General features: G+C 41.2%; 19 protein-coding genes. 3 read left to right on the top strand and 16 right to left on the bottom strand.

Features of this window, described 5'->3' with window-relative positions:
* Positions 1–88: 88 nt before the first annotated feature.
* The 13 genes from lpxA to rpsB form a co-directional block, all read right to left on the bottom strand.
* Entirely contained in the window at positions 89–859 is a 771-nt protein-coding gene (gene lpxA / locus MTN96_RS28680) for an acyl-ACP--UDP-N-acetylglucosamine O-acyltransferase (protein WP_029773689.1), read from the bottom strand.
* 2 nt (positions 860–861) lie between these two features.
* A complete protein-coding gene (gene fabZ, locus MTN96_RS28675; RefSeq protein ID WP_004586929.1) occupies positions 862–1314 on the bottom strand; it encodes a 3-hydroxyacyl-ACP dehydratase FabZ in 453 nt (150 codons plus the stop codon).
* A 26-nt stretch (positions 1315–1340) separates the two neighbouring features.
* The gene (lpxD, locus tag MTN96_RS28670; RefSeq protein WP_248533605.1) at positions 1341–2363 is read right to left on the bottom strand and encodes a UDP-3-O-(3-hydroxymyristoyl)glucosamine N-acyltransferase; all 1023 of its coding nucleotides are present in this window, start codon (positions 2361–2363) and stop codon (positions 1341–1343) included.
* Positions 2364–2370: 7 nt separating this feature from the next.
* Positions 2371–2889 (bottom strand): OmpH family outer membrane protein, encoded by a 519-nt coding sequence (locus tag MTN96_RS28665; protein ID WP_004586927.1) that lies wholly within the window; start codon positions 2887–2889, stop codon positions 2371–2373.
* Positions 2890–2900: 11 nt separating this feature from the next.
* Entirely contained in the window at positions 2901–5372 is a 2472-nt protein-coding gene (gene bamA, locus MTN96_RS28660) for an outer membrane protein assembly factor BamA (protein ID WP_054983479.1), read from the bottom strand.
* Between the two features lie 102 nt (positions 5373–5474).
* Positions 5475–6827 (bottom strand): sigma E protease regulator RseP, encoded by a 1353-nt coding sequence (gene rseP, locus MTN96_RS28655; protein WP_004586925.1) that lies wholly within the window; start codon positions 6825–6827, stop codon positions 5475–5477.
* A gap of 1 nt (position 6828) precedes the next feature.
* Entirely contained in the window at positions 6829–8034 is a 1206-nt protein-coding gene (gene ispC / locus MTN96_RS28650) for a 1-deoxy-D-xylulose-5-phosphate reductoisomerase (protein ID WP_248533633.1), read from the bottom strand.
* On the bottom strand, positions 8031–8897 hold the full coding sequence (locus MTN96_RS28645; RefSeq protein WP_004586923.1) for a phosphatidate cytidylyltransferase: 867 nt from the start codon (positions 8895–8897) through the stop codon (positions 8031–8033). The genes ispC and MTN96_RS28645 overlap by 4 nt, the downstream gene beginning before the upstream one ends.
* A 21-nt stretch (positions 8898–8918) precedes the next feature.
* The gene (locus MTN96_RS28640; protein WP_096041411.1) at positions 8919–9698 is read right to left on the bottom strand and encodes an isoprenyl transferase; all 780 of its coding nucleotides are present in this window, start codon (positions 9696–9698) and stop codon (positions 8919–8921) included.
* 81 nt (positions 9699–9779) lie between these two features.
* Positions 9780–10337, bottom strand: coding sequence for a ribosome recycling factor (frr, locus tag MTN96_RS28635; RefSeq protein ID WP_004586921.1), 558 nt, complete (start codon positions 10335–10337; stop codon positions 9780–9782).
* 14 nt (positions 10338–10351) lie between these two features.
* Positions 10352–11101: a UMP kinase gene (gene pyrH / locus MTN96_RS28630; RefSeq protein WP_016899281.1), complete on the bottom strand. Its 750-nt coding sequence runs from the start codon at positions 11099–11101 to the stop codon at positions 10352–10354.
* A 158-nt stretch (positions 11102–11259) separates the two neighbouring features.
* Positions 11260–12111 carry a translation elongation factor Ts gene (tsf, locus tag MTN96_RS28625; RefSeq protein ID WP_010388114.1) on the bottom strand — a complete coding sequence of 284 codons (852 nt, stop codon included), beginning with the start codon at positions 12109–12111 and terminating at the stop codon, positions 11260–11262.
* Between the two features lie 104 nt (positions 12112–12215).
* The gene (gene rpsB / locus MTN96_RS28620) at positions 12216–12944 is read right to left on the bottom strand and encodes a 30S ribosomal protein S2 (protein ID WP_013465430.1); all 729 of its coding nucleotides are present in this window, start codon (positions 12942–12944) and stop codon (positions 12216–12218) included.
* Positions 12945–13216: 272 nt separating this feature from the next.
* Between rpsB and map the strand changes: the two genes are divergently transcribed.
* From map to dapD, 3 genes are all read left to right on the top strand, one after another.
* A complete protein-coding gene (gene map, locus MTN96_RS28615) occupies positions 13217–14002 on the top strand; it encodes a type I methionyl aminopeptidase (protein WP_010388111.1) in 786 nt (261 codons plus the stop codon).
* A gap of 157 nt (positions 14003–14159) precedes the next feature.
* Complete coding sequence (gene glnD / locus MTN96_RS28610; RefSeq protein WP_248533603.1) at positions 14160–16778, top strand: [protein-PII] uridylyltransferase; 2619 nt, start codon at positions 14160–14162, stop codon at positions 16776–16778.
* Between the two features lie 9 nt (positions 16779–16787).
* On the top strand, positions 16788–17615 hold the full coding sequence (gene dapD, locus MTN96_RS28605) for a 2,3,4,5-tetrahydropyridine-2,6-dicarboxylate N-succinyltransferase (RefSeq protein ID WP_064386073.1): 828 nt from the start codon (positions 16788–16790) through the stop codon (positions 17613–17615).
* A 161-nt stretch (positions 17616–17776) separates the two neighbouring features.
* Here the strand turns inward: dapD and MTN96_RS28600 are convergent, their stop codons facing one another.
* The 3 genes from MTN96_RS28600 to phhA all read right to left on the bottom strand — a co-directional run bounded on the left by MTN96_RS28600 (position 17777) and on the right by phhA (position 20191).
* Positions 17777–18769, bottom strand: a complete 993-nt coding sequence (locus MTN96_RS28600) for a DUF2971 domain-containing protein (RefSeq protein ID WP_248533601.1) — start codon at positions 18767–18769, stop codon at positions 17777–17779.
* A 242-nt stretch (positions 18770–19011) separates the two neighbouring features.
* Positions 19012–19356, bottom strand: a complete 345-nt coding sequence (locus MTN96_RS28595; protein WP_004586913.1) for a 4a-hydroxytetrahydrobiopterin dehydratase — start codon at positions 19354–19356, stop codon at positions 19012–19014.
* A gap of 37 nt (positions 19357–19393) precedes the next feature.
* A complete protein-coding gene (phhA, locus tag MTN96_RS28590) occupies positions 19394–20191 on the bottom strand; it encodes a phenylalanine 4-monooxygenase (RefSeq protein ID WP_029774298.1) in 798 nt (265 codons plus the stop codon).
* Positions 20192–20303: the final 112 nt, after the last annotated feature.

Below are 20303 nucleotides of genomic sequence, written 5' to 3'. Positions count from 1 at the left end.
GAGTGTGTACTGAATTAAAATATTTTATAGGCAATAAAAAACCACCGTCGATTACTCTTAGGTGGTTTTTTTTAAAAGCACAAGGCGCTTATCTTACGATACCGCGCTCAGAGCTTTTCACAAAATCAATCATGGTTTGTACCGCAGGATACTTAGCGGCATCTTCACTTAGTGAGGCAATTGCTTCGTCTACACTTAAGCTCTTACGATAAAACGCTTTATAAGCACGGCGTACAGCCATAATTTCGTCGCTTTCAAAGCCACGACGCTTCATACCTTCTTTATTGGTCGCAGCAGGGCCTGCTGGCATACCAATGGTGGTTACAAATGGCGGTACGTCTTTATTAACGCCTGAGTACATGCCAATAAATGCGTGATCACCAATTTTACAAAATTGATGCACACCTGAGTTACCACCTAAAATAACCCAATCGCCTACATGCACGTGGCCTGCAACACTTGCGTTATTAGCAAATATAACGTTATTACCAATTACGGCATCGTGAGCAACGTGGGTATACGCCATAAATAAGTTATTGCTACCAATTTTAGTCACACCTTGGTCTTGAATAGTACCACGGTGAATGGTTGCACACTCACGTATAACGTTGTTATCGCCCATAATAAGAGTGGTTGGTTCGTTGTTATATTTTTTGTCTTGGCAGGCTTCGCCTACTGACGCAAATTGAAAAATATGATTGCCAGAGCCAATAGTAGAAGGCCCTTTAATAACAACGTGAGACTCAATAATACAGTCATCACCGATCACAACATCATTGCCAATATAGCTATATGGACCAACTGAGACATTGTTGCCTAGTTTAGCGCCAGGTTCGATTATTGCTGTAGAATGGATCACTATTAAAACTCTCTTCTCGCACACATAATTTCGGCACTACATACAACCTTGCCGTCGACTCTTGCTTCAGCGGCAAATTTCCATATATTGCGACGCTCTTTTAAAAACTCTACATGCAAATGCATTGTATCGCCCGGTATAACTGGCTGTTTAAAACGTGCGTTATCTACTGCAGCAAATAAGTAAAGCTCGTTATCGCTACGGTTTTCTACTGTTTTAAATCCTAATAAACCGGTGGCTTGCGCCATGGCTTCTAATATTAGCACACCAGGGAAAATTGGCTGATTTGGAAAGTGGCCAGTAAAAATAGGCTCGTTAACCGATACATTTTTAATCGCATGCAGTGACTCGCCAGGCGTAAAGTCAATTACACGATCAATTAAAAGCATCGGGTAGCGGTGTGGTAATAAACTTAAAATTTCTTGAATATCAAGGCTATTTAATTCGTTTGCCAAAATAGCATCCTTATTAGTGTTCAACGTTATGACTTAGCCAATGCTTCAAGCGCTTTAAGACGTGATTTCATGTCTGAAAGATTACGCAAGTGGGCAATTGATTTACGCCATTCTTTATTAGTTGTATGGGGCATACCAGATGAGTAAATACCCGGCTCGGTGATCGATTTAGTCACCATACTCATGCCGGTAATTATAACACCATCACATACTGACATGTGACCATTAATTGCGGTCATGCCACCTATTTGGCAGTTTTTACCAATGGTTACACTACCTGCTAGTACAGTACAGCCTGCAATTGCAGTACCCGAGTTAACTTCAACGTTGTGTGCTATTTGACATTGGTTATCGATGATCACATTACTATGAATAATCGTGTTATCGAGTGCGCCACGGTCAATTGTTGTGCTTGCGCCCACTTCTACCTTGTCGCCGATAATCACAGAGCCTAGCTGAGGAATTTTAACCCACTGCCCGTGCTCGTTTGCATAGCCAAATCCATCACTGCCAACCACACTGTTTGCTTGAAATAAACAATCAGCGCCAATTTCAACATCGTGATAAATAGTCACACTCGGCCAAAGCTTTGTGCCAGAACCTATTTTAACACGTTCACCGATGAAACTGTTCGGACCAATTTGTGCGTTATCACCAATTACAGCACCGGCTTCTATAACTACATTTGCGCCAATGGCAGCACTTGCACTTACCGTTGCACTTGGGTGAATAGTCGCACTAGCGTGAATACCTTGCTGCGCCGCTTGCGGGGTTGTATCCATAAATTGTGCAAGCTTTGCGTAGCTCACATACGGATTTCCAACAATGATTTTTGCGCCACTAAAATACGGTGCATCGGCTTCGCTAAGAATAACAGCACTGGCTTGTGTGGTTTCAAGCTGCGTACGATATTTTGAGTTCGCTAAAAATGCAATATGCCCAGAACGGGCATTTGCAAGTGTAGCTATTTTTGTAATTTCTAAAGCGCCATCACCTTGAAGTTCGGCGCCTAGAAGTTCCGCAATGTGCGAAAGCGTATAATTTTGCATAGAGTGATTATTTCTTACTAACTGCTGATACAACTTTGCTTGAAAGATCAGTTACTTCTTTAGGGTTAAAGTAAATAGTAGTGTCTTTAACTTTAACTTCATCGAAGTCGCCATCTTTAGCAATTTCTTCAATTGTTTTAATAATTAAACCCTGAACTTTAGCAAGCTCTTGGTTTTGACGTGCTTTGATTTCTTGCTCTAAAGGACGACCTTTTTCAGCAAGGTTTTGTTGCATGCCTTGAATTTTATCACGTAGTGCATCTTTTTGAGCTTGGCTCATTGTAGTGCTTTCACGCTTAAATTTTTCTGCTTCAAAGCGAATGTCGCCTTGTAGTTTTTCAAGCTCTTGACGACGCTCAGCAAACTCAGTTTGTAAAGACTGCTCAATTTTAGCCATTTGAGGAATTTGCTTGTAGATCTCTTGCATATCAACAATGCCTACTTTGTGGGCAAATGCACTTGCAGAGGTGCCCATCATCAATGTTGCTAACACGGCTACTGCTGTTGATTTAAATAATTTTTTCACAAAAAACTCCTTTAGAAAGTGTTACTAATATTAAAGCTGATGGTCTTTGTATCGTCATCTTCTTCTTTTTGCAATGGATACGCAAAACTAATCAGCATTGGACCCATCGGAGAGATCCATTGTAAAGATAAACCGGTTGATACCCTAAAGCGCATTGGATCAGAGTAATCATCTAACTTAGCACGCTCATCTGGCGCTAAGTTTTGGAAACGGTCAACGTTAAATTCAGTATCCCATACGTTGGCAGCATCTACAAAGAAACTGGTACGTACAGAACTGGTGTTTTCTTCATCTAAGAACGGCGTAGGTACAATTAGCTCCATACCTGCAACCGCTTTTGCATTACCACCAATACGCCCTTGTGGTACTAAGATATCAAACTCATCAGAGCCACCAATGCTACCTGTTGTAGTACCATCAGCACCTGGCGTACCAGGGATTGATAAAGGAACACGTGATACAGCTCGCGGTAATATTGTATTACGGTCAAAGCCACGTAGTTCCATTTCCGTTATACGGAAGTACTCTTGGAATGGCAGTGTTTGCTCATAACCGTTTGTTGACCCATAACCATTACCGTAACCAAGCGCTGCACGTGTTGAGAACACCCAACGGTGGTCATTCGAAATTGGCCAATAAAAACGCGAATCGTAGTTCAGTTTAAAGTACTGAAGGTCAGAGTTAGGCGTTGTGGCTGTTAAATTTAATGTTTGGCGCGAACCCGCTGTTGGAAATAAACCACGGTTAACTGTGATACGCGACCAACCAACACTTAGCTCATATTTAGTAAAGTCAAAGCCAGCATCTGGGTTTTCTTCATCTAAGAAGGTTTCGCGTAGTACGCGAGTTTGTTCGTACTCGGCAATTTCTGAAAGTTCTTCTTGAATCCAACGTACGCCAAAGTTAACACGGTTAACCGCATCAATTGGGAAGCCAATATTGGTACCAATACCGTAACTTGTTGATTTATAATCTACTAAGCTAAACTTACTGGCATCGTAGTTGTTGTAAAAAATACTGCTGCCTTGCGATACACCATCTGGCGTAAAGTAAGGGTCAGTGTACGACAAGCTAATGCTTTCAGAACCAGTAGAGGTATTTAAGTTTAAGCCTATTTGATTACCCGTACCTAAAAAGTTAGATTCGGTCACACCAATATTAAACTGAAGCCCTGCGTATGAGCCATACGCTAAGCCCGCGTTAAAGCTACCGGCCGATTGCTCTTTTACGGTAAAGTCTACGTCTACTTGGTCATCTACACCCGGTACCGGTACTACGTTAAAGTCAACAGTTTCCATGTATGGTAAACGTTGAATTTGCAGCTTTGAGCGCTCAAGGTTTTGATTAGATAACCATGCGCCTTCAAGTTGTGTCATTTCGCGGCGAAGTACTTCATCAGCTGTATTTTGGTTACCACCTACAATAATACGACGTACGTACACACGCTTGCCCGGATTTACCGACAGCGTAAGTTGCACTTCTTGTTTTTCATCATCAATTTCTGGAATTGTGCGTACTTCGGCATTGGCATAACCAAAGCGCGCTAAGTAGCTTTTGATAAATTCTTCAGATGAGGTCACCACTGAGCCATTGTAAAGCTCGCCGGCGCGAAGTGGGATAACGCTTTTGATTAGCTCTTCTCGGCCAAGTAAATCACCGATGAAGTCAAAACCTTTTACTGTGTACTTAACACCTTCTGTTAAGTTAGCAGTTACATACACAGATTCGCGCTCAGGACTTACTGATACTTGCGTAGAATCGATATTAAAACGTAAGTAACCGCGGTCTAAGTAAAAGCTGCGAATTTTTTCTAAATCGCCTTCAATGGTTTGTTTTTGGTAACGGTCGCTACCCATAAACTGCCACCACGGTAAATCTTGTTGCGATTCAGCAAGCTTTAAAAGCTCTTCGTTAGAGAATAATTCGTTACCCACTAAGTTGATTTGACGAATAGAGGCGGCTTCGCCTTCGTCAAATTCTAGCTTAAGCTTTACACGGTTACGTGGCAGCTTAGTTACGCTAATATCAACGGTGGCATTGTATTTACCAATACTGTGGAAAAACTCAACCAACCCCTTTTCAATATTATCGATAACGGTTTTATCAAGCGGTTCACCTTGGCGAATATCTTGCTGATCGAGTGATTCGTTAAGCTGCTCGTCTTTTATATCTTTATTGCCTTCAAACTCAATAAAGCTAATAGTAGGACGCTCAGTCACTTTAAAAATAACGTTATTACCATCGCGTAACGCTTTGATGTTGTCAAAGTGACCTGAACGATAAAGTGACTTTATTGTTTTTGAAATCGTATAGTCATCAACGTTATCGCCCACATTGATAGGAACATGCGTTAGTGCTGCACCAAGTGCTACACGTTGCAAACCTTCAATTTTTAAATCTTCAACAATAAAGGAGTTTTGGCCCAGGGCTGCAAAACTTGCACCCAATAAACTTGAAACTGCCAAATGTTTTTTTATAGCCATTTTATTATCTTTATCCTTTACAACTGTATTACCGCTTAACATCAAAACTAATAATTAGTGATGCTTACAATCGTGTTCTAATTAGTAATTGTCACGCTGTAACTACAAACGCGATACATCATTGAACAAAGCGAAACATGTTAAAAATATGAGCAGCAAGGCGCCCACTTTAAAACCAAATTCTTGTGTCTTTTCAGAGACCGGCTTTTTACGGAAAAGTTCAATTATGTAATACATTAAGTGTCCACCATCAAGCACTGGCAGAGGTAATAAATTAAATACTCCCAAGTTAACGCTTATTAGCGCTAAAAAGCTTAAAAAGGCGACTAGCCCGTAGCTTACGCTAGTTCCTGCACCAACTGCAATGCCCACAGGGCCACTTAAATTTTTAACCGAAACCTGACCTGTAATTAAATTACCAATCATGTCAAAGCTAAGCGTTATAAGGCGCCAGGTCTCTTGGGTACCACGAGCAATACTATCAAGCGGACCAAAGCTTCGGGTTTCAACATAGCCCTCAGGCCAAGGTTGAACAACCGGCGCAACACCTAAAAACCCTTGTTCAATACCGTGCTCATTAATGCGCGATTTAGGCGTTACTGTTACGCTATTAATACTATCTTGTCTTTTTACACTAAATTGTAAAGATTTGTTAGCCGATTGCGTAATAAGATTAACTAATTGCTGCCAATCGCTTATTGTTTCACCATTTACAGCGATAATCGTATCGTTAACCTGCAAATTAGCCAGTTCGGCTGCTGAATTTTTAGTAATAGCCGCAATGGTTAATGTGGCTTGCGGTCTAAACGGTACAATACCCAACGAACTCAGTGGCGGCACGTCTTGTTGATCGAGCTTCCAACCCTCTACGTTAAGCATTTTTGTTTGCTCTTGGTAGTTTTCGTTACGCACTACTACGGGCACGCTTTGCTCACCTAAGCTCGACATAAGTGCAAAAGTTGCATCTTGCCAGGTGGCAATTGTGTCATCACCAATTTTAATAATTTGTTCAGAGGGCATAATGCCCGCCTGCTCTGCTCTGCTACCTTCGGTAATACTACCCACTACAGGTTTTACCGATTGCACGCCCACCATGTACATAGCCGCCAACGCCACAATAGCAAATAAAAAATTAGCCAGCGGGCCGGCTGCTACTATGGCTATACGGGCCTGAACCGATTTAGCGTTAAATGACAAATGGCGCTCATTTTCAGGTACCTCATCCACGCGTTCATCAAGCATTTTAACGTAGCCACCAAGTGGAATAGCGGCAATTACGTATTCTGTATTGTATTTATCGTGCCACTTTAAAAGCGGTTTACCGAAACCAATCGAAAAGCGCAGCACTTTAACACCCATTTTACGGGCCACCCAAAAGTGCCCATATTCATGAATAGCAACTAAAATGCCCAGCGCTAAAATAAACGAGCCAAGATTCCAAAAAAAATCTAACATATTAATGAGTCACTTTTGTTATTAGGTCCGCTGCACGTTGGCGGGCTTGTTGGTCACACGCTAATATTTCATCTAGGCTTTGTACGTTAGTGAATGTGGCCGCATCAAGCGTTTGTGCATTAATTTTATAAATGTCAGTAAAGCCAATTTGGCCTTTTAAAAATGCCGCAACCGCTATTTCGTTTGCTGCATTTACCGTTGTGGTTGCGCCTTGCCCTGCGCTGCACGCATCAATAGCAAGTTGTAAATTTGGATAACGCGCAAAATCAGGCTTTGTGAACGAAAAATCACAAATATCCGAAAAGTTGAGTGGTTTTACACCGGCGTTAATTCGATCTGGGTAAGCGAGTGCATGTGCAATAGGCGTGCGCATATCGGGGTTACCCATTTGCGCTAAAATGGAGCCATCGTGGTATTGCACCATAGAATGAATAATACTTTGCGGGTGGATCACCACATCAATATCGCTGGTGTCACAATTAAACAGCCATTTAGCTTCGATAAATTCAAGCCCTTTGTTCATCATGGTGGCTGAATCTACCGATATTTTTTGCCCCATAGACCAATTAGGGTGAGCGACGGCTTCACTAACCGTAACCTCTTTTAAGGTATTTATATCGCGCGTTAAAAATGGCCCACCAGAGCCGGTAAGCAATATTTTACTTACGCCATGCTCTTGTAAATTTTGATCAGCGTTTGCGTTTTGAAGTGGATGAGGTAAGCACTGAAAAATAGCGTTATGCTCGCTATCAATAGGCAACAACGTGGCTTTATGCTGTTTTACTTTATCAATAAACAACTGCCCTGACATAACCAACGATTCTTTATTGGCAAGCAGTACTTTTTTACCTGCTTCAACGGCGCTTAGTGTAGGCAGTAAACCGGCAGCGCCAACAATAGCTGACATGAGGGTATCGACATCGGGATGCGCACATAAATCGATCATAGCCTGCTGTGAATGCATTACTAAGGTTTGGCATGGCGTATTATTTAAATACGATGATAATTGCTCTGCAGCGCTTTGTGTGGCCATAACCGCATATAACGGTTCGTGCTCAATACATAGCTCAGCCATTTTTTTTGCATTGTGGCCTGCAGTGAGGGCAAACACGTTAAATAGCGCTTTATTTCGCGCTATAACATCCAATGTACTTAACCCAATTGAACCTGTAGCGCCTAAAATAACAAGTTGCTGCTGTTGGCTCATAAACTCAAGGTCCATGCATAGCACATTACAAACATTGGGGCTGCTGCGGTTAAGCTGTCAATTCTATCTAAAATACCGCCGTGGCCGGGTAAACAGCGACCACTGTCTTTTAGGCCGGCTTCACGTTTAAACATGCTTTCAAGTAAATCACCGACAGCCGAAAATAAAGCTATAAAGGCGGTCATTACGGCATAAATAGGCCATACAGCAAAATCCACACCGGTAAAATGACAAAAAGCTAAAACAAATATAATTGATGCAACCACACCGCCTGCTAGGCCTTCGATGGTTTTATTTGGGCTCACCTTTGGCATGAGCTTGTGCTTACCAAAACTTTTACCTGTAAAATAAGCCCCTACATCTGCACTCCATACAATACCAAGTACCACTAAAATCAGTACCGAGCCAAAGTGTGTAGATTCAGCGTATTGCGCGCTACGTAAGGTATTGAGTGCAAGCCAAAGTGGAATTAAAGTAAGCAGCCCGGCAATGCCGCGCATTACCAAGCCTTCGTTCCATGCTTTGGCCATGGCTGGGTAGCGCCAAATTAAATAACTGGCCACAATCCACCAAGCAAACGAGAGCGTAAATAAGTAATTTGCATCCCCGACCAGCTGGCCGTTTTGCCATAGTGATTCAATCGGCCAATGTAAATTTAGCAGCGCCAATAACGCGCCAATTAACACCACAAACGCACCACGTTTTAATTTTGTGCATAGGCCCATAAAAGCAGACCACTCCCACGCGCCAAGTAAAACAATAATACCGGCAAAATAACTAAACAATGTTAGTGGAGTATAAAAAACCAAGGCTAGCGCTAACGGCGCTAATACAACCGAGGTTAAAATTCGTTGTTTTAACAAAATAGTGACCCTTATTCTATTTTAGGTATGCGCGAGTAATTGTTTTATTTGTTCACCCGTACAACCAAAACGTCGCTCTCTGGCAACGTAACACGCAATGGCCTCAGCAAATGCTGCTTCGTTAAAATCAGGCCAAAGAGTTTCGGTAAAGTAAAGTTCCGCATAAGCAGCTTGCCATAGTAAAAAATTACTAATACGAACATCACCACCCGTGCGAATTAGTAAATCCGGCTCCGCTTGGTCTGCCATGCTCATATGCTGTGCTAAGCGCTCTTCTGTAACATCCTCTGCCTTGAGTCGTCCGCTAGCAACTTGTAGTGCAAGTTGCTTAGCGGCATTTGCCATATCCCATCTACCGCCATAATTAGCGGCCACGTTTAAATGCAAGCCAGTGTTATCTGCTGTTAGCTCATGCGCAGCATATACTTTGCTACGTAAACTTTCAGAGAATCGTGATAAATCTCCAATAATGGTCAGTTTTACATTATTTTTATGAAGCTTTTTAACTTCCTTTGTTAAAACAAACAAAAAAAGCTCCATTAACGTATTTACTTCGTCCTCGGGGCGGCGCCAGTTTTCACTACTAAAAGCAAATAAGGTTAACGATTGTATCCCTAATTTAGTACAAAACTGAACAGATTGACGAACTGCGTCCACGCCTTTTTTATGCCCGAACACACGAGGTCTATTTCTAGCTTGCGCCCAACGCCCGTTACCATCCATGATGATGGCAACATGTTTAGGTAAACATTGCTGTGAAATTGTATCAGCGTCTAGAACCATAAATATTGAGTATTCCATAAAAAAACGCCGCCTAGTATACCCTAGACGGCGTTTCAAAACTAATATATTTCATAACCTGCATTGAGGTTATTTAGCTGTTTAGATTTCCATCAACTCAGCTTCTTTCGCTGTTAGTTGTGCATCCATTTCTTTGATAAATTTATCTGTAAGCTTTTGAATTGTATCTTCTGCTTGACGCGCTTCATCTTCAGAAATTTCTTTATCTTTTAATAAAGATTTTACATCGCCATTAGCGTCACGACGAATGTTACGCACAGCAACACGGCCGCTTTCTACTTCGCCACGTACAATTTTAATTAAATCTTTACGACGCTCTTCTGTAAGCGGAGGAAGTGGTACGCGAATTACTGTACCAGCAGACATAGGGTTTAAACCTAAGTCAGACGCCATAATTGCTTTTTCTACAGCTTGCGCTAAAGACTTATCGAATACGCCGATAGCCAGCGTACGCGAGTCTTCAATCGTTACATTAGCCACTTGGTTAAGCGGTGTATCAGCACCGTAGTACGATACCATAATGCCGTCTAAAATTGCTGGGTGAGCACGACCTGTACGAATTTTTGATAGTTGACTACCAAGTGCTGCTACACTTTTTTGCATGCGCTCTTGCGCATCTTTTTGAATATCGTTAATCACGGTTTAATCCTAATCTAGTTACTAACTTCATCTGAGGCTTGTGAAGAAATAAGGGTTCCTTCTTCTTCACCCATTATTACGCGTTTTAATGCGCCTGATTTATTCATATTAAATACGCTCAATGGCATATTATGGTCGCGAGCAAGAGTAAATGCCGCTAAATCCATTACTTTTAATTCTTTATCAATAATTTCATTGTAGCTTAAGTGACGGTAAAGTGTCGCATCAGGGTTTTTCACCGGATCATCACTAAATACACCGTCTACTTTGGTCGCTTTAATTACCGTATCAGCTTCAATCTCAATGCCGCGTAAACACGCTGCAGAGTCAGTAGTGAAGAACGGGTTACCTGTGCCAGCGGCAAAAATAACAACGCGACCTGTTTTCAACAAGCTAATAGCTTCAGCCCAGTTATAGGCATCACATACACCATTTAGAGGGATTGCCGACATTAAACGACAATTTACAAACGCACGGTGTAGCGCATCACGCATAGCTAGGCCGTTCATTACAGTTGCAAGCATCCCCATGTGGTCACCAACAACGCGATTCATGCCCGCTTCGGCTAATGAGCCACCGCGTAAAAAGTTACCGCCACCAATAACTAAACCCACTTCTACGTCGAGTTCTACGAGCTCTTTAATTTCTTGTGCCATACGATCTAAAACTTTAGGGTCGATGCCGAAGCCTTCGTCTCCCATTAAAGCTTCACCACTTAATTTGAGAAGAACACGTCTAAAAATAGGTTTGCGATTGATAGTCATAGTTTTGGGGCCAACTTTTATTGAATTATGGATAAAAAATAACCGCGCTTATGTTAAACATAAAAGCGCGGTTATTTTAAAGAATTTCTAAGCGTGACGCAAAAGCAAATAGTACTTTAATTGCATGTATTTTCCTTTTGCATCACAAATAGTATGTCTTACTGACCTTTAGCAGCTGCAATTTGAGCAGCAACTTCAGCAGCAAAATCTTCTTCTTTCTTCTCGATACCTGCACCAACTTCCATACGTACAAAGCCAGTAACTGTTGCGTTTTTCTCTTTAAGAATTTCGCCAACAGATTTTTTCGGTTCCATGATGAAAGCTTGACCAGTAAGAGAAACCTCACCAGTAAATTTCTTCATACGACCAACAACCATCTTCTCAGCGATTTCAGCAGGCTTGCCTTCGTTCATCGCGATGTCGATTTGTACTTGCTTTTCTTTTTCAACAACATCAGCAGGTACGTCATCTGGAGTTAGGTAGTCTGGGTTTGAAGCAGCAACGTGCATTGCAACGTGCTTAAGTGTTTCTTCATCAGCAACACCTGCAACAACAACACCAATACGCTCGCCGTGACGGTACTCAACTAGTTGTTCACCAGTGATGTACTGAAGACGACGTACATTGATGTTTTCACCAATTTTAGTTACTAGCTCAACACGGTCTTCTTCAAACTTAGCTTGTAAGTCTTCGATAGATGTAGTGTCAGCGATAGCAGCATCTGCAACTTTGTTAGCAAATGCTAGGAAGCTTGCATCTTTAGCAACGAAGTCAGTTTGACAGTTAACTTCTACAAGTACTGCAACACCCGCGTTTTGCTTGATGATGATAGTACCTTCAGCAGCAATATTACCTGCTTTTTTAGCAGCCTTTGCAGCACCGCTCTTACGCATGTTTTCAATCGCTAACTCGATGTCACCATCAGTCTCAGTTAACGCTTTTTTACAATCCATCATGCCAGCGCCAGTACGCTCGCGTAATTCTTTAACTAGGGCAGTAGTTACAGCCATTAGTAAATCCTCAAATCTGAAATCAGGTTTAGATAAGCGGGTTACCCGCTCCACAAGAATAGCAAGTCTTCACCTTTAAAAGATGAAGACTTGATGACAGCTAATTACTCAGCTTCTACGAAGTCATCTTTTTCAGCTTGAGCAACGATGTTACTCTCACGGCCTTCAGTGATCGCAGCTGCAACAGCACTAGTGTAAAGGTTGATTGCACGGATAGCATCATCGTTACCAGGTACGATGTAATCAACACCGTCTGGATTAGAGTTAGTATCAACGATTGCAACAACTGGGATACCTAGGTTGTTAGCTTCACGGATAGCAATGTGCTCGTGGTCAGCATCGATTACAAAGATAGCGTCTGGAAGGCCACCCATGTTTTTAATACCACCAAGGCTCTTTTCAAGCTTGTCCATTTCACGAGTAAGCATTAACGCTTCTTTCTTAGTTAACTTCTCGAAAGTACCGTCTTGGCTTTGAGCTTCAAGGTCTTTAAGACGCTTGATTGATTGACGAACTGTTTTCCAGTTAGTCAACATGCCGCCTAACCAACGGTGGTTAACGAAGAATTGATCGCTTTGTAAAGCAGCTTCTTTTACTGCTTCGCTTGCTGCGCGCTTAGTACCAACGAAAAGAACTTTACCTTTGTTTGCAGCAGCACCAGATAAAAACTTAAGTGCAGTGTTGAACATTGGTACAGTTTGCTCAAGGTTGATGATATGTACACGGTTACGTGCGCCGAAGATGAAAGGCTTCATCTTTGGGTTCCAGTAACGTGCTTGGTGACCAAAGTGAACACCAGCTTGAAGCATATCGCGCATTGAAACGTTTGCCATTTTGTAAATCCTCTAAGTTGTTTAGGGTTAGGCCTCCACATATCCCATAGCACCAACACCGCAGTTAAATGAAACTGAAATGCACCCAAGTGTATGTGACGATACGTGTGTGTGTTAAAATAAAATTGTGTTTGCCTTAAATACAAAAAATCATTTAAGAATTTATTTGTAAAAAGACGGCGCGCTTTATACCATATTAAAAATAAATACTCAACGTCTCGTGCAAAAATTGTGCGACGATAATCATCTAAAAACGCAACTTTGGAGCCTCAATGAGCGCTGTGATTAAGACCCCTGAAGAAATCGAGAAAATGCGTGTAGCCGGCCGTTTGGCTGCTGATGTGCTAGAAATGATCGAACCACATGTGGTACCAGGTATCACCACCGATGAGCTAAATACAATTTGTCATGATTATATTGTTAATGTGCAAGATGCCGTTCCTGCTCCTCTTAATTATCATGGTTTTCCAAAATCAATTTGTACCTCAGTAAATCATGTAATTTGTCACGGTATTCCGAACGACAAAGCATTAAAAGAGGGTGACAGTGTAAATATTGACATCACCGTTATCAAAGATGGTTACCACGGTGACACATCAAAGATGTTTCATGTAGGCACGCCTAATATTCAGGGTAAACGCCTTGCAGAAGTTACTCAAGAAAGTCTTTACCTTGCCATTAAAATGGTAAAACCGGGTGTTCGCCTTGGTGATATTGGTGCCGCTATTCAAAAATATGCAGAGAGCTTTAACTACTCTATCGTACGTGAATACTGCGGCCACGGTATCGGCAGCGAGTTCCATGAAGAACCACAAGTAATGCATTACGGTAAAGCAGGTACTGGAGAAACATTAAAAGCAGGTATGTGTTTAACCATCGAACCTATGGTAAATGCGGGCAAACGCCAATGTAAATTACTTAAAGACGACTGGACTGTGGTAACAAAAGACCGTAGTTTATCAGCTCAGTGGGAACACACCTTACTTGTAACTGAAAATGGTGTTGAAATTTTAACACTACGATCAGATGATACAATCGATAGAATTATCGAGCACTAATTTTAAGTGCGCGCTTAATCGCGATAGTAACAGATTTGCCGTATATCGCTTAAGCGGTTTGCTGTAAGGGGGGTAACATAACTTATTGCCCTTACAGCAAATATATTATAAAAATAAATTTCAACTTACAATGCAGTCCATATAGGAGCCAGCCTAAGTGGCATTACCTAACAAAGTAAAAAAGTTGCTCAATGATGCTGAGCAATTAAGCGATTACCGCGATTGCTCCGCCTATTTCTATAAATGGTTGCATAATGAATTCTCCAAACAACCTGTTGGTAAATTAATTAATGCCCGTGCAGAATTTATTGACCGGTTGCTAATCAAACTTTTTCAGGTTTATGATTTAGCTCACGAACCAGACTTGGCTTTAATTGCAGTAGGTGGTTATGGTCGTGGCGAGCTACATCCCTACTCTGATATAGACTTTTTGTTACTTGTTACGAAACAGCCTAATGATGATATTTGCGAAAAAATCGGCCAATTCGTTACTATGTTGTGGGATCTTAATCTCGAGATAGGTCATAGTGTTCGTACTATTGAACAAGCCATAGATCAAAAACGTGAAGACGTTACCTTTGCCACCAGCTTATTAGAAAGCCGTCTTATTTTTGGCAATCATATTGAGTTTGAAAAACTCAAAAACCATATTATTGAAACCCCGGTGTGGGGCTCAGGTGAATTTTTTGTCGCAAAAGTACAAGAACAAAACTTGCGTCACAGAAAGTGCCACGGTACTGCCTACAATTTAGAACCAAATATAAAAGAAAACCCAGGGGGGCTTCGCGACCTGCAAACTATTATTTGGGTCGCTAAAAAGCACTTTAGGGCAGAAACTCTGCAAGAGCTAATTAGTCACGGCTACCTGACCCATGAGGAATATCAAGAGCTGTTAGAGTGTCTTGAAAATTTATGGAATATCCGCTTTGCATTGCATTTAGCCGCAGAACGTTCAGAAAACCGCTTATTGTTTGATCATCAACCCCAAGCCGCAGAAATTTTAGGTTTTGGTAGCGATGGTAAAGCCTCGGTTGAGCGCATGATGAAGCGTTTATTCAGAATCATGAGCCGAGTACGTGAGCTTAACCAAATGTTGCTTTCGTACTTTGAGCAAAGTATTTCGCCAGACAGCAGTCAAGCTACCGTTGAAGAGCTTGATCGTAACTTTGAGCGCGTTGGCCATCAAATTCGGGTAAAAAGTCCGTCTGTATTCTTTAGACGCGATCAACTTTTTGTGTTGTTTGAGCATATTGCTGACCACCCTGAAATTACCCATATATACCCAAGCACAATTCGCACTATTCGCCAAGTTCGTCGCCGTTTATTAGGCGACCTACAAGACTACGCAGCCTGCCGAGAAGCTTTTTTACGAATCATAAAGCATCCTAATGGCATGGGCCGCGCATTCACGCTCATGCACAAACACGGCATGTTGGCCGCGTATTTACCGCAGTGGCGTAATATATTTGGGCAAATGCAATTTGACTTATTTCATGCCTACACAGTAGATGAGCACACCCATAAATTAATCAATAATATTTACCAATATTTTGATAAATCTAAAGTGAGTGAGTTTCCTATTTGTAGTGAAATAGTAACCCGTATGGATAAGCCTGAGCTGCTTTATTTAGCAGGTATTTTTCATGATATTGCTAAAGGGCGTGGCGGCGATCACTCAGAGCTAGGCTCGGTTGATGCCATTGCTTTTTCTAAATTACATGGCTTCCCATCATCTGATGGCAAGCTTATATCGTGGCTAGTTGGTAACCATTTACTTATGTCGGTTACTGCGCAGCGTAAAGACATAAATGACCCAGGTGTTATTAAAGACTTTGCTTCGCGCGTAAAAACAGAGCGCCAACTCGATTACCTCTATTGTTTAACCGTTGCCGATATACGCGCAACCAACGACAACTTATGGAATGATTGGAAAAACACCCTACTACGCGAATTATACTTGCATACTCAGCGTGCATTACGCCTAGGGCTTGAAAACCCAATGGATCAACGCGACCAAATACGCGATAAAAAACACCAAGCTAAACAGCGCTTACTTAATTTGGGCTACCTAGAAAACCAAATTGATTTAATTTGGAGCCGCTTTAAAGCCAATTACTTTACTGCCTTTAGCGAGCAGCAAATATCATGGCAAACCGAGCACCTATTAAAATGCGCAGACTTAAGCCTACCCAGTGTCATTGTTTCTGATAAAGCAATGCATGGCGGCACGCAAGTGTTTGCTTATAGCCCATATTCTGGGCCGTTATTCGCTCGCTTAGTTAGCGTAATTGGCTCTAAAAAAGCGCAAATACAACACGCTCAAGTGCTTACTACCAAAGATGGCTATGCCCTATTTAACTTTGTAATACTTGAAGTGAGCGGCGACCCTATTGCAAGTAGCCGTGCTCAGTCAATTAAACGTGGGCTTGAGCAAGCACTTAGCGAACCACGCAAAAAAATACGCTTTAAAAAGAATCGCTCACAACGATTTAAAGACTTTAATATTAAACCTAAAATAGTGCTGCGTCCTCATGCACGTAAAGATCGCAGCCTAATAGAAATTCAAGCTGTTGATATACCCGGTTTACTTACTAAAATTGCCGAAGTTTTCCAAGCGCATTTATTACACATTCACGCAGCCCGTATTACAACGGTAGGTGAACGTGCAGAGGATTTCTTTGTCGTATCAAATAACGAATACCAAGCGCTGACTGATGAAGAGCAAGCCAAAATTCATCAGGCATTACGTAAAAAATTCAACGCCGAAACAGAATAAGGACACACCATGTCAGATTTAAAAACTATGATAGAAAACGCCTGGGACAACCGCGATAGCATTAGCCCAAGCAGTGTATCTAGCGATGTAAAACAAGCAATTATTGACGCACTAGAGCTTCTTGATAGCGGTGCAGCCCGTGTTGCTGAAAAAATATCAGGCGAATGGGTCGTACACCAATGGCTTAAAAAAGCCGTTTTACTATCATTTCGTATTCGCGACAACCAACCAATGAACGACGGCGTAAACCAGTTTTACGATAAAGTACCGCTTAAATTTAGCGACTACACACCGGAGCAGTTTCAACAAGGTGGCATGCGCGTAGTCCCTAACGCAGTAGCACGTAAAGGCAGCTTTGTAGGTAAAAACGTAGTACTGATGCCATCGTATGTGAACATTGGCGCATTTGTAGATGAAGGCACTATGGTTGATACATGGGCAACTGTTGGCTCGTGTGCACAAATTGGTAAGAACGTACACTTATCGGGCGGCGTGGGCATAGGCGGCGTTTTAGAGCCACTACAAGCTAATCCTACCATCATTGAAGACAACTGCTTTATTGGCGCACGCTCTGAAATTGTTGAAGGTGTAGTAGTAGAGGAAGGCGCTGTTATTTCAATGGGCGTTTACATTAGCCAAAGCACCCGTATTTACGACCGTGAAACCGGCGAAATTCATTACGGCCGCGTACCAGCAGGCGCAGTAGTAGTACCAGGCGCACTACCATCAAAAGATGGCACTCACAGCCTATACGCTGCAATCATCGTGAAAAAGGTAGATCAACAAACACGCGAAAAAGTAGGCATCAACGCCCTACTACGCTCAATTGATGATTAAAATAAGCGATAAGCTTTTAGCTGTAAGCCCTAAGCTGATTGGTGTTAAACGTAGGTTGGGTTGAGTGAAACGAAACCCAACGATACGTTGAAGTTAAGTGCTTGAGCTGAACTTTAATTGTATATAAAAAAAGCTCTAAACCCTTTGGGTTTAGAGCTTTATTAAATTCTTCTAAATGAAGTTTTAGTACTGGATACTTCTACATCAAAATCTAAAGAAGCCAAAAGAGACCTCAAGCCTTTAACAGCCAACTCATTATTTTCTGATGGTCCTATTATAATTTCTTCAATTGAATTTTTAGGGAAAGGTATCGCTCTATAAGGAGCAATTACTCCTGACTTCAAAGTTCTATAATGTAAAGGAAAAAACTCGCCATGTTCTGGTTCCAAGAATTCAAAATGTGACGAGTCTATAAAATCAAAATAATCAACTTTTTCATTACCATTTAATGAAACTATTCCAGGATCAAATAATGTAAAACGATATTCTTTTTCGTATTCAAATGCTCTATTTTTTATACTAGCTACTTTAAAGATAACTTCATTAAAAGCTTCAATAGCTGCTATTGCACATTTTTCATCTTGCTCTTTTTCATCTAAATTTGAATTTAAGATATAGCCTAATAGCTCTGGCAGGTAATGTTTCTCGAGCACAGAGTTTAAAATATTCGTAGCCGGCTTATATTCAACAGCATCATAGCTGCTTAAAAATTTTCGTTGCCTAAAATACAAGTCATCGTGCAACTCTTCTTTATTAAACTTGATACAGTATGAAGTTTGTTCTGTCCCATAAGTAAGCCAATGATTTAGACTATCTCGCTCAGTTGTAAATGAAGTAGTATAAATTTCATCTAATTCAGTTTTTTCAATGATGTCCCAAAGGAATTGTAAAAAATGGTTCGCAAGATGTACTTCCTCGTTTTGCATTGCTTTTTGAACTACATCCAAAGGCAATTTTTTATGCTTTGCATAAATTTCTTCAAGCTTTCTTTGTGAAAATTCAGACAAGCTATCTCTAAGCGATTTTATCTTATCAATACCTTCTTTAATTTCTCTAAAGTCATTAAGATACTCTGCGTTAGTAGCCCATAAACTTTTGCTCTCTAAAATTCCCTTTAAACCATCCGCAGAAGTGTAGTGATAAACATAATCCATATTTAAAGCCTAAAAAATTCCCGAGATTAACTCCGAGTCTAACTCTTTTATACAAAACAATAAAATTGAGATGACACAGAGTACTATAACCCTGTTGGGTTTCGCTTCACTCAACCCAACCTACGGCGATAAATTTAACTTCGAGCAGCTCGTCACTGATAGCTGACAACTAGAAACTTCTATTAAACCAATAAAAAAGGCACTTAAAAGTGCCTTTTTAATCTGCTCAGTTAATTTTTTAATTACAGCGCGTTAAATACGTCGTCTGTTTTAGCTGCGCAAATAAAATCGTTTTTGTGTAGGCCTTTAATTGAATGGCTCCACCACGTTACGGTTACTTTGCCCCACTCGGTTAATAAACCTGGGTGATGGCCTTCATCTTCTGCCATATCACCTACTTTATTGGTAAACGCCATAGCTTGTTTAAAGTTTTTAAACTTATAGACACGCTCAAGTTGCATAATGCCGTCGCGTACCTCTGGTACCCAGTCTGGAATTTTTGTAATAAGTTGGGCAAGCTCTTCCTCAGATACCTTTGGCGCATCTACGTGGCAGGCTTCGCATTTTTGTTCACTTAATGAAGACATTTTAAATCCTTACTTTAGCGTTTCTTTTAAATTAAAGTTAACCGGCTAATTTTTCTTTAGGTGGAAATTTTGGGTCGTGCAAACCAAGCGCTTTAGCTTGCTCAACCAAAGTCATAATATCCATTTGCGATATATCAAACAGATCATGAATCGAATTTATGGTGTAGTACTGTGGTTGCATAATATCAATGCGGTACGGCGTACGCAGCACATCAATTACGCTCATAGGCGTTATCTCTGGTGTATCTGAATACACGTACTGGGTTTCACCTGGGCTTGATAATATACCACCGCCGTATATACGCAGGCCGTTTTCGGTTTGCATTAAACCAAACTCAACGGTAAACCAATACATACGTGCAAGGTATACACGATCTTTTTTCTGCGCTGCATACCCTAATTGGCCGTATTTGTGTGTGAATTCGGCAAAGTCAGGGTTTGTTAGCATAGCGCAGTGGCCAAATATTTCATGGAAAATGTCAGGCTCTTGCAGGTAGTCAAACTCTTCTCGACTACGAATAAACGTCGCTACCGGAAATTGTTTGTTTGCCAATAACCTAAAAAATTCATCAAAATCGATAAGCGCAGGTACAGGCGCTACTTGCCAACCTGTTGTGGCAAGAAGCACTTCGTTAAGTTCGCTTAACTGCGGAATACGATCGTGTGGTAGGTTTATTTTTTTAAGCCCATCCATGTACTCATCACAAGCTTTGCCTTCTATGCACGCAAGTTGGCGCGTAACAAGCTCAGACCAAATTTTGTTTTCTTCTTCGCTCCAATGAATAACACCGTTTTCATCAGGTGTTTTAGAGGTGTATTTACTTGCTTTAGCCATAATAACCTTCTTGGGGTTAAGCCCTAAATGTGTGTCAGTGTGATACTCAAGATTACTGAATATCTAATGCAGCCATACTATGCAAAAGTGAAGAAAAGTTTAATAGTTAGGC

The sequence above is a fragment of the Pseudoalteromonas sp. 2CM28B genome (genome assembly GCF_023161935.1).
The sequence above is the reverse complement of the archived record's forward strand: the minus strand, read 5'-3'. Positions and strand labels throughout refer to the sequence as shown.

Coding starts and splice junctions, on each gene's coding strand:
- tsf (WP_010388114.1), bottom strand. CDS start 12,111: ATGGCTGTAACTACTGCCCTAGTTAAAGAATTACGCGAGCGTACTGGC.
- MTN96_RS28595 (WP_004586913.1), bottom strand. CDS start 19,356: ATGTCTTCATTAAGTGAACAAAAATGCGAAGCCTGCCACGTAGATGCG.
- ispC (WP_248533633.1), bottom strand. CDS start 8,034: ATGAGCCAACAGCAGCAACTTGTTATTTTAGGCGCTACAGGTTCAATT.
- map (WP_010388111.1), top strand. CDS start 13,217: ATGAGCGCTGTGATTAAGACCCCTGAAGAAATCGAGAAAATGCGTGTA.
- phhA (WP_029774298.1), bottom strand. CDS start 20,191: ATGGCTAAAGCAAGTAAATACACCTCTAAAACACCTGATGAAAACGGT.
- rseP (WP_004586925.1), bottom strand. CDS start 6,827: ATGTTAGATTTTTTTTGGAATCTTGGCTCGTTTATTTTAGCGCTGGGC.
- rpsB (WP_013465430.1), bottom strand. CDS start 12,944: ATGGCAAACGTTTCAATGCGCGATATGCTTCAAGCTGGTGTTCACTTT.
- lpxD (WP_248533605.1), bottom strand. CDS start 2,363: ATGCAAAATTATACGCTTTCGCACATTGCGGAACTTCTAGGCGCCGAA.
- bamA (WP_054983479.1), bottom strand. CDS start 5,372: ATGGCTATAAAAAAACATTTGGCAGTTTCAAGTTTATTGGGTGCAAGT.
- pyrH (WP_016899281.1), bottom strand. CDS start 11,101: ATGACTATCAATCGCAAACCTATTTTTAGACGTGTTCTTCTCAAATTA.
- dapD (WP_064386073.1), top strand. CDS start 16,788: ATGTCAGATTTAAAAACTATGATAGAAAACGCCTGGGACAACCGCGAT.
- MTN96_RS28600 (WP_248533601.1), bottom strand. CDS start 18,769: ATGGATTATGTTTATCACTACACTTCTGCGGATGGTTTAAAGGGAATT.
- MTN96_RS28640 (WP_096041411.1), bottom strand. CDS start 9,698: ATGGAATACTCAATATTTATGGTTCTAGACGCTGATACAATTTCACAG.